Origin of the sequence: Enterobacter sp. BRE11 (assembly GCF_031844285.1) — a bacterium.
Taxonomy (GTDB): domain Bacteria; phylum Pseudomonadota; class Gammaproteobacteria; order Enterobacterales; family Enterobacteriaceae; genus Pantoea.
This window is the reverse complement of the sequence record NZ_JAUZUX010000033.1, coordinates 1-14292: the sequence shown is the minus strand read 5'-3', so window position 1 is coordinate 14292 and position 14292 is coordinate 1. Positions and strand designations below refer to the sequence as shown.

The window sequence follows — 14292 nt, the reverse complement described above, 5'->3', positions numbered from 1 at the left end:
AAAAAGCCATCCCCTCGGGTGCTGAGAAGTGAAGCATCTCATTGAGAGTTTTCAGCCGTGTGGCGAACATTGCCTGCTGACTGGCAATGTCAGCCTCCAGTGCTTTTGCCTGGCGGGTGGCTGTGGCCAGCCCCTCGATTTGTACGCGGACGGCCTCAATCTCTCTCAGAGCCTCATCCATGCTCAGCACATCGCCTTCAGCCTTCGACTGTCCATCCGCAGTGATAAACAGCCCTTTTGCCACACGAATCACCCCGTACTCATCGGTGCGCAGTTCAAACCCGGTACCCCGGGGTTCGTTCTCTGCATCAACGATATGTCCCTGGTTCAGCGCCGTGGCCCCAAACGGCGTGCTGAGCGCGATATGCTCACGCTGGCGCTGGTCTTCCATCCGCAGCTCGTTCTGACCCGCGGTGCGCAGGATGTTCTGGCTGCGGTTATCGCGGGTAACCACGTCCGGATGTTCTGAGTCATGGAATGCATGAGCAATGTACGGCCGGTCCGGGTCGCCGCCGTCAAAGGCAATCCCCACTTCCGTGCCGTCAGTCAGCGGCGTGTGCCAGCCATAGGTTTCCCCGGCGTACGGTTTGGCCTGGCGTATCCACAGATAGTTATAGCCGGGTTCGGCATCTTCCCGGCTGAAGTCCAGCTTCACCCGGTAGCGCCCCGTTTCATCAAGATGCGCGTAAGGCGCGTTCTTCTCGTCGCTCTCGACACGAGCAGTCAGCGTGCCGGCAATCAGCGGGCGCGGTACAGGCCTGGGCCTGAAGCAGAATTGTTCACTGTAGGGCATGCCCCACACCGAGACGTGCAGGCGGGTATCACGGGCCGCGCGGAAGGTGGCGAGCGTAATCACCATCCCTTCTTTCAGCTCCGGCACGCCACTGTCACCGGTCTCCAGCACCATCCCGGGCGTCAGGTGACTGGCGTTACTGAACAGGTGCAGGCGGACAGCATTATTGAGGGCGCACTCATGCTGAAGTCGGGCGTAAAAGGCTCCGCTTTCCGTTTGAGGCTCAGACGTGGTGCCACCCCCGGCGTCGCGGTACGGTATGAGGTAGCGATAGTGTTCACCGGTGGTGGCCGCATCATCTCTGACGCTGAAGTTCGCATCCGCTGGTACGCCAGCCGTGCGGTAGTTGTAGTCCCGTGTGGCCACGCTGCCGGTCACCGCGTGATGCCATACCCGGGCATCCCAGACCGCTTCGATCTCGCCGTCATAAAGCGCAGACGGTTCCCGGTACGGTAGCTGCACATTAAACTGATACTGCAGCTGGCTGTCGGCAAAAGTCACCGTATCAAGGCCTGTGGTGGTGTTGACGCCTGTGCGGAACCAGATGCCGTCTTCAGCGAGAATACGCTGGATAAACTGCAGGTCGGTCTCCCGCCACTGGGTTATCAGTTCGCGGACCGGGTAAGTGCGTTCCAGCCGGAACTCAAAATCCGCTCCATCAAACCCATGGCTGCGCAGTATCTGCTCCACCAGTTCCGGCACCGAGACATTCTGCCAGACCGCGCAGCGGCGGGTGTGGGTAAGCAGCGCCAGACGCGAGGAGAGCGTGACCGCGAAATGCGTCTGGTCCAGGGTCTCTTTGAGAACCTCAAAGCCGGTGATGATGCCCTGCACTACGCGGCCTGAGAGCATGCTGAAGGTGGCATACTTCAGCATTGCATCCTCGCGGCCGATGCCTTTTTGTGGCGTGGTGAACTCAATCCGCCATTCGAACGGCGTACTCAGCGCTTCGCGCCCGTGGACATTCAGCACATCGGGCTTCAGGATGCTGTCGTTAATCTCAAGGCTGTAGCGGGCCTGCCCGTCAAACAGCGCCAGCCAGTTATCGAGGTTGGGGTCCATGTCCTTACTCCTTTACCGGAACCAGTGCCAGCCCTGTGCTGTTGATCTGAATAGTACGCGGTTTGTCCGGGTCAAGGTCGTCGCGGCTCAGCACCAGCTTCCAGGTGTTATTGCGGATATCCGGGCGGTTGAACAGTCCCACCACTGCCACGAATTTTGCCTCTTCATTCATCGGCATATTGAGGGTCACGCTACCCTCAGGCATTACCAGCAGCGACGTGCTGGCAACGATATCCTCTCTAAGAGTGTTATCCGCATCGCGCAACAGTTTCTGGTAGTCGGCCGCATCCACCTTTTGACGGTCCTTGAGTTGGTACACCTGCACCATGGTGGCCAGTGGCGTCTGGCTTTCATCAGCATTGATGGCCGCACGGGGCTCTAAATCGAGATGCAGCACCTTAATTTTTTTGTAGAAGATGGCTCTGGCTGCGCTGATCGTGCCGTCCGACACGGCCTGAGTCAGGCCACATGCGGTCAACAGGGAACAGAGCAGCATCAGCGCGGCGCGGCGCGACAGGGAAGCGAAAGTCATGCGTAAAGTCCTTTTCAGCGATCAGAAACAGGGGCGAATTGGATAGTGCGTTCCGGAATATCAGTCGAAGCGGTAGCCACCGGGCTCTGCCGGTCGCAGGGTTTCACAGGTCAGGCCTTCATAAATGCCCAGACTTACGGTCAGGTGCGTGCGGTTCGCGTGACGGTCCCGCCTCATGCCCAGCACGCCGGTACGGCCCAGCTGTACCCGGTGTGTCTTACTCAGACTCGGTTCAGGCAGACAACTGACCGGCACCGTGAGGCGAAGACGGACATCGGAGCGGTACCCCATGTACACCCGCAGCAACACAATCAGGTCAGTGTGCAACTGACCGCCGGGCAGCCAACCCTTTGCCTCGAGTGGGTTGTCAGTTGCCAGGATCAGCAAGATACGACTGCAGGCCTCTTTCCCGGTTTTGCCGAGCGTGGCGCGCTGTGAAAGCGACACGCGGTTTACTTTACCGAGCCCGCAGCGATTCTGAATGGGGACTTTGACCGGGTCTGGGCTGAAAACCGTGGTCCGAGTCTCCGGGGCCAGCAGGCTCACCAGTTGGCGGATGCCTTCGGCGTTTCGGGTTGGCAGCCGCATGGTCCCCAGTAGCGCAAGGAAACGGGAGACAGGCGTGGCAATCTGGTCCGCCGTCCCCGGGATACCAAGACCGACCAGACTCAGCAGGCACTGAGAAATCTCATCCACGCCGCCAGCTTCGAAGGTCGCCGGGTAAGCGTACTTGCGCCAGATACGGTAATACCGGGTGTGGATACGGTGGCTGAAGATATCAAGAAACGCGGTGGTGGCTTCATACCCTTCCCGGCGCTGCGCGATATCATCGAGGTAGGCGGTCGGCAATGGGGAATCCACACCGTACATCCCGAGGAAAGTGGTCCGCACCGTCGGCGACAGGTTCGGACAGCTCTCGTCGGTTTCAACTACCTTCAGTTCACTAACCGGGAAACCCATGCCCGGCCACGGGCGAAAACGCACCGGGTCAGCAGAGAGTTTTTCGGTACTGCCGAGCTTCGGTGCCGCCGGATTTTCCTGCTCCAGCAGCTGACAGAAGCGATAGAAATTGACCCGCCAGATGTGATCGCGCAGTGCCTCCGTCAGCCTGGAATTTGCTGGCTGTGGTTCTCTTTCCATCGCAGTCGTTTCCCTGTCGGTTGCAGTACCAGTGTGAGTTGATTAAAGAGGTGGACATCGGCATACAGAGCAAAGAAGCGGTGCAGCATTTCGCCAAACAAGGTGACGTCGCCTTCTCCGGCAAAATTGTCCGCGTTAAGGGTGATTTCAATATCGACACCACGCAGCATAAAGCCCTGCTCGAAGCGACGAATAAGCGTGTGCTTCACCGCCACAATCGCCTCCAGACGGCGATGGTTAATCTCATCATCCGTCCAGTCATAGAGTGCCAGCGTGCCGCGGAGCACCTCCGGGTTATCCATCATGCTTAAGAAACTGGAGCCCAGATGGCTCATCACCCGCCAGTGGAAGCGATCGTTCGCCGGTGGATACAGCGGCAGGGTCGGCACTTTCACGTTCAGGACCCTGACCGGGACCTTACCCGCCTTCACCACCCGGTCAAGAAGGGTGCTTTCCAGCGAGCGGCGCGGCAGTTGTCCGTTAGTGCCGGTAATACGAATGGAAAGCGACTCCGGGGCCTGCGACAGCTGATCCAGCTCGAACGACTTGCCGCCAAGGATAAGCCAGGTGTCATACAGGCCCGAGGGACCGCGCTTAACGCGGGTGTGGAAGTAGCGCTCTGGCGCATCGTGGCGCATCATGCCGCCGCGGTGGCGAAAGCTGGTGAAAGGTACGTACGGATGTTTGCCGTTTTTCACCGCCCCGTGAATGGCATCCACACTGTAGATTTCCGTATGCCCATCCTGCACGCGCATCGGCCGCAGCAGGTATTCGTTCTGCAGCGGGTCAGGCGTCAGTGGGTCCGCTTCCAGTGAGAACAGGTTGATGACCGGCGCACAGTGCAGGCGGAAGTTTTCGGTTTCAAACGGCGTGTCTGACGACCAGCCGCCGTCAAGCACGATATCGGTCTCAAACCAGGTGGTTTTCTGACTCAGTCCTGCCAGCTCAAGGCCTCTGAGCTCAACGAACATAAACTTCTCGCGGAAGCTGAAATACTCCAGCAGCAGCTGGTAGCCACTGAACGCCGAGTCCCCTTTTGGCCACAGCCGGTCGGTGTCATCAAAGCCCATGGGTTTACACCAGCCGTCAAAGCGTACCCGCTCAGTACGGGTCTCACTATGGCGGACATACATCGCCTGCACCCGGCGTGTCAGCGCCAGATGCAGAGCCGAGGCCACCGGGCTGTCAGCATCGAGGTAAATGGCGACCTTATCAATCCCGGCTTTTGACCAGTCCACCTTGTCCGGGCATTCAAAACGTAGACGAATGGCGGCGCGTCCATCGGGCTCAGTCTGCAAGCGGGCCTCACTCAGATGCAGCGGTTGCAGCGGGACATCACGGGTGGTGCGGTACTGACAAACCGTGTTATCGGGACCGACCGGGCGAGACAGCACGGAGAAGCCGTTTTCAAGCACTTCCATTTTGCGAAGCTGGCGCCAGTCCGGCGTGAACGCTACCACGGAGAGCGACGGGATGGTGCGCATGTAATGGGGCCACAGCAGGCTCACCAGTCCCTCTGTCAGCTCCGGCAGGTCATCATCAAGCTTTTCACGCAGGCGGCCCATCAGTAAAGCGAAGCCCTCGAACAGGCGCTCCACATACGGGTCACGGGCCCCGTTTTTATCCAGATTGAGCATCGCTGCCCGATCCGGGTGAGCGCCGGCAAATTCTTTACCGGCTTCGCGCAGGTAACGCATCTCGGCTTCGTAGTAGCGAAGGGTTAAATCATCCATGCAGGGCGATCCTGAGGGTAAAAAATATCAAAAAGAAAACAGACGGCATCATCGGAGATCGGGGGATGCTTATCAGCACAGCACCATCGCGCGCGCCGGATCGAGAGCAATCAGACCGGCCAGCAGGCTGTCCATTTCCGGGGCAAAACGGGCTTTGTCGCTCTCGCTGCGACCAGCTTTCAGGCGTAACAGCCGAAGGCGGCGGGCCTGCACATCAAACAGCAACCCTGGCTCCCACTCACTGAGCGTCATCTGTGGTGCGCTGTCGATGAGATCACCCAGCAGGTGCAGGGCAAGCTCATTATGTCCGTACTGCTCTGCCACTCGCGCCATGAGTAAACGAATTAGCCAGCGGCTTCGGGGTGAGGCCATGTCCGGACGATTCTGAAGCCAGGTCAGCGCTGCCTCCGGGCCATCGCAATCCCCCTTCTCCATCGCCTCCGCTTCCAGCGCAAATATGTCATCCATATGGACTCCGTTTGCCACCGCAGGCGCATCTGCAAACCCGCTCATCTCATCGTTGACCTTTTCAGCTATCCAGTTCAGCGTTACCTCATCCGCCAGCGGGGTGCCATCGTTCCAGGCAAGCGTCTCCAGGCCTGGCAGACGTTTCAGTAACAGCCTCAGATCGCTGAGTATGAACTCCGACCACTGCTCCCACGGCCCACCAGCCCGGCTCAGCCCCTGCCACAGATACCACTGCAAATCGAGCCAGAAGCGGTTACCGCCTTCGGTGAACATGACATCCACCTGCTCCACCAGTTCGGTCCAGTTCTGCTGCAGGTACAGGCGTTTAAGCTGTGCGCGATAGTCCGGTTTCGGAGGCATCAGGCGGGTACGGCCACTCGAATCCAGCGCCGGCAGTTGCGTCACCAGGTCCCAGCGGGCGGCCTTCATCATCCTGTGGGCAGCAAGCCAGCCCTGCGGCTGCTCAACCACCCAGCCGGACAGCACGCGCAGCTGGCGTACCAGCTCCACTTCCGATTTGACCACAGCGGCTTTCGGCACAGTTTTACCAGATGACGAGGAGGCATACCTGTCTTCACCCACCTCATCGGTCCTGGAAGCCACCTCCGGCGTATCCAGCCCGCCACCACCGGCAAGGCGCTTTTCAAGTGCGCGCAGCAGACCGGCAAATGAGGGCTGCTCGCTGTCAGGCAGATTCGATAGCGCATCGCCCAGCAGGCACAGTGCCGCAGCTGTTTTTGCCGTCTCTTCTCGCGTCACATCCGGCCAGCGCGAAAACGCATCCAGCACTTTGTCACTGTTTAACCACTCCAGGGCGGTCAGTCGGGCCTTGCTGCGCAGCGGGTGGACGTATTGCCCTGCCTGCTTCAGCATCGCGGTAAGCAGCATCAGACCATCAGCCAGTCCGCTGTCGCCATCACGCTGCAGACGGGCAAAGACATACCAGGTAACCACGCGGATATCACGGGCCTGGTGGGTCACAACCTCTTCGGCCAGACGGCAAAGCGTATCTGTATCGGTGCCGGAGAGTTTGTTGATTTCCTCACGCATCAGCAGGAAATCATCTTCGTAAGTCGGATCATCTCCTGCCCCGTGTCCTGCCACCAGCGGAGGGAGCCAGGCATCCCAGCGGGACAGGTTGTCTCTGGTCTGCATGAGAAGTGCATTACGCTGGGCCATATTCGGGATACACAGGGTCATGAGAGCTTCTGCAGTCGCCATTTATTCGTCTCCGGCAAGAGTGAGCGTGCTGTCAACTGCACCACCCACGGTAAAGATGGTCTGCGGCAGGCTAAAACCCTGCAGTTCGAGCAGCGCCAGTGGCCCGTTGCCAAGCTCACTGCGCATGATAAATTTCAGCGGATTGCCGTCCGGCGTGATCCACACCAGTTGTGTCCGGCTGCTGTCGAGCGGGGTGATAAGCGCCTTATCCAGCAGACGGATAAAGCCCCAGTTTCCCTGATTACTGGCATACAGGCGCATTTCTGTATTAACTGAGCGCCAGCTCAGATCCGCACCGGGGTAATACGTATTGCCCGGCCAGGTGAAGCTCTGCCAGCTTTCCATCTGGTTGAAGTAATCCAGTTTCTGACCATCAAGCGTCAGCTGGGTGCGGGCCACATCGCGTGACGGTCGGGCCATCAGTTCGAAATGAACCCCTGCATCGCCCTGAGCAAAGACAATATCCGAGATATCGGCCAGCTTGTTGATGGCGGTAAGAAACGCCGGACTGATGCTCATTCCCTGACTGGCAGCCGGATCCACCACCCAGTGATTGCCTTCCTGATGCAGCATGCCGCCGAGGTTAGTTTTGATAAATGCCGCGATGCGCCCGGAGTCGCTGCGCAGGAACTGGGCCAGCAGTGGCAGTGAAGCATCGCTGCCGGTGGCCTTAAATGGATAGCGTCCGGCAAAGGCGGTGTTCCACTGCGAAACAATGGTGCTCTGCCAGCGGGCATTGAGGCTGCCTGCCGCCGGAGCCAGCACCTGACGCCAGGCCAGGTCGAGCGGTTGCACAAACAATGCTTGCCCGAAACCGTTCCACTCCTGCCCGAGACTTGCCGCTACCAGAGAGCCGTAGTCACGGGTGTCGGTCAGATCGATGGCTTTTCCCTGAAAGACGGTCTGAGCCAGCATCTGCGCCATCGCCTGCGGATCAGGGGCGCTGGTCACCTGCTGAAGCTTGAGGCGTACCTGGGTCACGCGGGCAAGCCAGGACTGGAAGCTGAGGTTACCGTTCGGGCCGGTTCCGTCCTTGCCGGCCATCAGGCCAGTGAGCGGTCCAAATACGCCATCCAGCGGACCTTTCGGCCCCTGCGCCTGCTCAATAAACTGTTTTGCGTTCTTATTACGCCCCACCAGTTTTTTCGCCGAGTCCACCAGAGTATCAGCCAGGGCTTCGCCTTTGGCTCCGGTCTGACCCTGCCAGCCAAGCGTATTCATTAGCGCTACCAGAGGTGACTGACGTATATCCGCCAGCAGGTTCAACTGGGCAATCACTTCGGAGAGCGAGGCAGCTTCGTGCCACTGAATGCTGTTGGCCATATTGAGCCAGGCGTTGCCAAAATCGGTGAAGTAGCGCTCCGTCAGGCGCTGTTTCAGCGCCTCCGGTGACACATCACTGCCTGGTTGACGAATTTTGTCAGTGAGCACCCAGTCAATTTCATCACGGCGGGTCTTCACTACTTCATCGATCGCGTCCTGGACCTGCTCTTCCCACGCCTGCCGGGTGAACATCCCCGGCACCACCTCTGCAGAGGAGAACAGGGTTGACGCGTCCGTATCGCCGGTCATATCCGCCAGGCTTAAATCCGGCCAGTTACGGGCAATACGCCCTAGCATCTCCTGATACAGACCGCTTTCCGCGTTACGCTGACCAATCTGCTTGAGCAATATCTGCCGGACCGTATCCACCAGTTCGCGGTCTGGGATAATTTTCCACTCTGTATGTGCCGGCAGGTTCTGTGCCCAGAAGCCGAGCAGCTTCGGGGCCAGGGTCTGCCACACGCTGTCAGGCACGCCGCTGCGGTGCGGCCAGGCCTTCAGCATATTGCCGGCAAGCCACTCCGCATCCGCTTTATCGGGACGGGCCAGCATCAGATAGCTCTTAAGCAGACTGTAGGCCTTTTGGGTAGCAGACGTGCGTGCGCTGCTTGCCGGTGGCAATTGCACAAAGGCGTTAAGCTGACGGTGAAGTTCGTCTGCCAGGGCATCGCGCATCAGCTGCTGGTTGTTGCGGGCGTATAAGGGCCAGAGCATCTTCAACATGTTGCTGTCCTGGTTCAGGCCGAAGCGGGTGTACCACGGCGCACCGTGCACTTCTCGGTTCTGCAGGCGGGCAATAGTCTGCTGCAGTGCTAACTGATCACCCAGCCGATTCGGCAGAGGCTGCTTCGTGTCAGCGGCAACGCGGGCCGTATCCTGCGCCAGCCAGATTTGGGTACGGTTAACGGACAGGGATAGCAACGTGCCCGCTCCCCAGAGCAGAACCAGCCCCAGCAGCACCAGGCGCAGCACCTTTTGCCAGTAGAAGCCAATTTTACAGGCATGTACCTGCAGACTGTCGTTTTCGAGTGCCTGCCAGACCGGCGGTGACAGGCGCGCATGCGGCGCCGTTTCGGTCCCTGGCAATGTCGGACTGAACATCACCCCACGCAGGCGGTAGGGCGCTGGCCCTGACATCAGCGTGGTCAGCATCGCGACCAGGGAGCGTTGTAACGAACCGTGCAGGGCCTTTGACAGGCTCAGCAGCCAGTGGTGCTGAGAGTTTTCCAGTAGCGCCGCCACACCGGGTGTTTGCAGATCTGATGAGAGTGAGGTCAGTGTCGAACGGACCTCTTCCGTTGTCACACCAGGATCAAATAGTACACCGGCTGGAGGTACACCCTCTCCGTCATGGTCCCAGCTGCCCTCCCGGACAAGCCACAGCCAGACCGGCAGCTGCCAGCCCAGCAGGGTATCGGTTTTCTGACGTATGCGCACCAGCGTGTCCTGCTTTGCCGTATCGGGCAGTGCAGCCGCATTCATCACCTGCACCACGCCATCCAGTGGACGCAGTGATCGCACCGCTTTCAGGACGGACAGTAACTCATCATCCGGCACCTTTTCCGCCAGACCGCCGTAAATAAGCATAATCCCGTCACTCTCCTGCCAGCAATCGCGCTTAAGACCCGGCACCACTTTTTCAATATCGCTGTCGGAACCCTGTACCAGCAATAAATGAACTTTGGCTTTCCAGCGGCGTCGATAACGCAGGCGCAGATGATCGACCAGCGCCTCAGCCACAAACCGGGAGGTGTCCGCATCGGTATGCTTTGCTTCAGGCTGGGATGCCGCAGCCTGCAGTCCGGAGGCGACCACATCCAGCTTTCCCTGTTTCTCACCGTTTTTAGCGAATACGGTTTCAAGCACCCAGCCGATAATCAATGCTGCCAGCATCAGCAGCAGGCTGATTATCACTATGCCGGTCGTACTGAATGGCCCTATATTGAAGGTGTCCTTAACCCACTGCGGCCATAACAAGAGTGCGCCGCCAATGAGGCAGACAGACAGTGCGCCCAGAAGCAGCGCAAGCAGAAAAGTGGGTGCGATTTTCATAACGGAGGAGAGCAATCCCTTGAGAGTTATTCCGGGGTGACAATACAGAGTTGTCGGTTGTCTTCTGAAAGTTCGGTGACAATTAGCTGGGCTTCGCTGTCGCTCAAACACTGACGGGCTGCCAGCTGTAACGCCTGCCAGGGAGCGGCAACGCCCGAAAATCCGACAACCGTATCAATATGGGTAATTTTATCGGCTTTAAGCCCCGGGGCATGTGCCTCCCGGGCCTTGCTGAAGATATCGCCGGAGGCCATCTGACCGCCGCTGGTCCAGGCCTGCTTCAGTGCAGTTTTTTCCAGTCCTGACCACATCATGACTCGTTCAAATGCCAGGCCGAGATTGCCATCGCGACAGTTCTGCGGCCGGTGAACTTTGACCGACACATCCAGGATGTTCTTCAGGCGGCAGTTGGTCAGCAGTAACACGGAAATGGCCTCGCCACTGTCCTCTGGCGGATGGTCGTAAAGCTGAGCGCTAACCACCAGTAACGCAGCAGCACGGTCATAATGGCAGTCCAGCCAGTAGTCCAGAATTTCCAGCCCCGTCAGGTCGCGAATGCGCACCAGCCGATGGGACATGCTTTTTTGCAGGAGCGATGGCAGTGTCGAAAACTGTTCACCGGTATCCACCGCCAGATAGCAGGTCAGCGTTGACGGGAGCAACGACACCAGATTCTGGACGTGGGCGATTACCTCCTGAAAATAGTGCGCTTCCCGGTCAGCCATTTCCCCGGCGACCGCCAGCGCCCGGTGACGAACCGGATTGCCACCATTAACGGGCTCACAGGGCATCATCAGGGGCTTTTTGGCTAACACCGCCTCGTGTGTCATCGGGCTGGCAGACCCCAGCCCGTTAATCAGGACTTCACCGATAAGCCAGGCGAAGCGCTGTCCGCGCGCAACGTCTGCGCGATACCGAGCGGCGGTTGTTGCATTTTTTCTTGCACAACGGGCACAAAGGAGCACGTAGCCAAAATAGCGCCCGACAATCAAAAGGCCCCATAACACGACAGGTAGTCCTGCTGACAGCCCCCAGAACGCAGCACCGGAGCGCTCGCCCTTCCAGAACAGGAATGTAGTTGCAGCTCCCGCCAGAAGTATCACAATGCCCAGGAGGAGCCAGCGTTTAAAATGCGGACGGGCCGGCAGTTTCTCCTGCGCGGGAATGCGTTCAAGTTCAACCGGCACGTTTAGCCCACCAGAGCATTGGGCAGCGAGCTGATAAGCGTGCAGCCGCAACCACACTTGTGGCCATGGAATGCCACAGGAACACCGCGATCGCGATAATTTGGGTTACCTTCGACAATAGAGGTATCACCATGCTCAGGGCAGGAAACTCGATCACCTTTTCGGGCCACACCAATATCACCAAAAAGCATGGTCGTTGAACAGGACAGCACTTCCCCGCCATGGGTGGTTTTGTCGCCAAGCCGGATTATTCCTTGCATACCAGCCTCCATTAAATCATTTAATCACACGCATGTTTTTCCAACCATCAGGATTCCAGACAAAAAGCTCACTATGTGAAAATATTTTTCGCGATGAGGATTTTTTTAATAAAAACTGCGGAGAGGAAGTGTCGCACTCTACATCAGGATTATCTTTATCAGACCAGCTTAGCGCTAGTTGGTCACCATTTCTGGATACAGTATATTTTCCATCGCAAGTGAAAGGCGCATGCCATGAGGAAACTTTGACGACTGCATGACTGTCATCCTTGATATAAATATTCCAGGTAATACTCGCCTTAGTCCCACCAACAAGTTCTTCACCTTCCTGCGTAAAAGAATATTTTCCCGCCGAGATTTGAACAGAGGGTTCAGCAAAGGTGAACTGGCTAAAAAGCACTATAACAATTCCGCAATAGATGATTTTTTTCATTCGCACACCTCAGATGAACAAGTTGCCTCGACATCATATCCCAAAGAATAATAAAGATGAACGCTGCCGGATTTAGAATATACGTGAACACCTTCTGAACTAGTACAATAAGAAACAATATCATCGACACCTTTCCCATGAACTTTAAACTTATTATCTTTATAAAACTCAATATCAGGAAGGTTTTCTTTTTTAAGGTAGATGAAAGCCACATCAACTTCAGATTGATAATGTGCACTTACAGGCTTTTTATAATCAAAGCTAAAGACCGTCTTGCCTCCAGAAACATCTTCAACATTACTATTCTCCTCGCCCTTCAAAAAGTCACTACCATTATACGGAGTACACTTTTTTTCCATTGAACTGCAAATCAAAACATTATCATTCGACAAATCATCTTTTGTGGTTGAAATTTGAATTCCAGCCCCATCAAACTTAGCGACTCCAACAGGTAACGATGCAGGTTGTGAAGCAGCATGGGAGTACGCAGTAAAAAGGAAACCAAGATAAATTAATTTAATGTACTTAAACATATGTCACCTACTTTAGTGTCCATCATCTGACCAGTGAGGAGGATCAGATAGTAATCTATGAACACCAAATGATGCCCCTATAGCATGCAATGATGATTGAGAATGAACCAGCACACTGGAACCTGAGGCATTGACTATAGACCGACCAATAACACCCGTGATTGTCATATCAATCGCACGTCTCTGAGTAGGCCTTGAACTTAAAACCGGCCCATATACTATATGATATCCATTTACCATGTCCTGGGCTGCGGAAACTGCGGATGTATGATTACCTTTGTGCGTCCAATCTATATTTACTCCCTCTTTTGCAGGTACAGCAGAAGGATCCATACCCTCTTTTGCGATTTTCCAAGAGTAATGCATTAAATACGCTCGCTCAACCGGCCTGTACGTTGCAGAAACTCTAACACTCCCACCTGCATTTCTAATTGATTGAATAAAGCTCTGTACTGAAGATGAGAATGCAGGCAACAAATCACTAACGGAAGAACTGGTCGGATATCGACTCACCCATTGAACACCACTTGGCTCCTTCGTAATATCTATAGCTTCGACATTACATAAGCATTTATTTATTTTTTTACGCCCTTCATCCCTTAGTTTATTCAATCGGGAAAGTAGTTCACTCCTCTGAATAACTCCATCATTATTACCATGATTCCCATTTTCGGTAGAATCCAAACTGCTATTGGCTTGATAATAATTTACATTTTCGTCATCATCTTGCTGTCTGCTATATAATGGAAAACCATCTTCTTTTTCAACCCCTACAGGACAGAAAATATACAGATAAACATCATCGCCATTTTTTATTTTATTAAAAAGACTTTTATTTGATGTAAAATACAACTTAACATAATCCAGCTGCTCTATCTCATCCATCAATGCCAGTTTTTGTTTAGTGAGTGACAAGCCATGAGTTTTATTTATTTGTCTAACAGCAGGTCCTGTAAATTGAATGAGCCCCACAGCATTTTGTGCAGAGATTGATGGGTTAGCATTTAATTCTGCCTTACTAAATACATGACACTCTCTTACAGACCGTCCCTGTCGATTTAGTATAACATTGCCATGAGCATTAACCTCTGGCATAAGTTTAACGACAGAAGAAGTGAACAATTGATTAGTTTCAACTGCCATACACGCCATAAGGGAATTAGCAAATTCAGTTTTTCTATCTTCTCCCCATAGCTCAGCACAAATTTTTACTACTTTCTTCCTGAACTGGCATCCCTTCTCCGTACCAAGTCTCTGATTAACAACTTCACCCCAAATTAATTTTGCACAGTCGCTATCAGTTTTGAGAGACGAAAGAAATATCACAGGATGCATATTTCATTCTTTAATCGATAATGGAATAGATAAATCATCTTCCACATATAGCCAGAAAAAATTTGGAAACAGCAACAAATTATCTTTACTTTTTATTAAACTCAATTACTTCAGGGACGGACATGTTAGCTTGAATGAAAGGAGCTTTATCTTTTATTATATAAATCAATTTATTGCCCTTAATTTCCGCGCTTGCTGTTCCTTCACCATTAAAAGTGCT

At 55.1% G+C, this 14292-nt stretch carries 11 protein-coding genes; all 11 read right to left on the bottom strand.

Going from position 1 to position 14292, the window contains the following annotated elements; all coding sequences use genetic code 11:
- The coding region (locus tag Q9R34_RS21370) for a type VI secretion system Vgr family protein (protein WP_485896380.1) at positions 1-1855 on the bottom strand (1855 nt) is incomplete at its 3' end.
- Positions 1856-1859: 4 nt separating this feature from the next.
- Positions 1860-2387, bottom strand: coding sequence for a type VI secretion system lipoprotein TssJ (gene tssJ / locus Q9R34_RS21365; RefSeq protein ID WP_485896378.1), 528 nt, complete (start codon positions 2385-2387; stop codon positions 1860-1862).
- 60 nt (positions 2388-2447) lie between these two features.
- Positions 2448-3527, bottom strand: coding sequence for a type VI secretion system baseplate subunit TssG (gene tssG, locus Q9R34_RS21360; RefSeq protein ID WP_485896377.1), 1080 nt, complete (start codon positions 3525-3527; stop codon positions 2448-2450).
- The gene (gene tssF, locus Q9R34_RS21355; RefSeq protein WP_485896376.1) at positions 3491-5260 is read right to left on the bottom strand and encodes a type VI secretion system baseplate subunit TssF; all 1770 of its coding nucleotides are present in this window, start codon (positions 5258-5260) and stop codon (positions 3491-3493) included. The genes tssG and tssF overlap by 37 nt, the downstream gene beginning before the upstream one ends.
- 72 nt (positions 5261-5332) lie before the next feature.
- Positions 5333-6949 (bottom strand): type VI secretion system protein TssA, encoded by a 1617-nt coding sequence (gene tssA, locus Q9R34_RS21350; RefSeq protein WP_485896374.1) that lies wholly within the window; start codon positions 6947-6949, stop codon positions 5333-5335.
- Entirely contained in the window at positions 6950-10324 is a 3375-nt protein-coding gene (locus tag Q9R34_RS21345) for an ImcF-related family protein (protein ID WP_485896372.1), read from the bottom strand.
- A 26-nt stretch (positions 10325-10350) separates the two neighbouring features.
- Positions 10351-11511, bottom strand: coding sequence for a hypothetical protein (locus Q9R34_RS21340; RefSeq protein ID WP_485896370.1), 1161 nt, complete (start codon positions 11509-11511; stop codon positions 10351-10353).
- A 2-nt stretch (positions 11512-11513) separates the two neighbouring features.
- The gene (locus Q9R34_RS21335) at positions 11514-11771 is read right to left on the bottom strand and encodes a PAAR domain-containing protein (protein WP_485896368.1); all 258 of its coding nucleotides are present in this window, start codon (positions 11769-11771) and stop codon (positions 11514-11516) included.
- Between the two features lie 16 nt (positions 11772-11787).
- Positions 11788-12204, bottom strand: a complete 417-nt coding sequence (locus tag Q9R34_RS21330) for a hypothetical protein (protein WP_485896366.1) — start codon at positions 12202-12204, stop codon at positions 11788-11790.
- A complete protein-coding gene (locus Q9R34_RS21325) occupies positions 12201-12737 on the bottom strand; it encodes a hypothetical protein (RefSeq protein WP_485896364.1) in 537 nt (178 codons plus the stop codon). The genes Q9R34_RS21330 and Q9R34_RS21325 overlap by 4 nt, the downstream gene beginning before the upstream one ends.
- A 12-nt stretch (positions 12738-12749) precedes the next feature.
- Positions 12750-14072 (bottom strand): hypothetical protein, encoded by a 1323-nt coding sequence (locus tag Q9R34_RS21320; protein ID WP_485896362.1) that lies wholly within the window; start codon positions 14070-14072, stop codon positions 12750-12752.
- Positions 14073-14292: the final 220 nt, after the last annotated feature.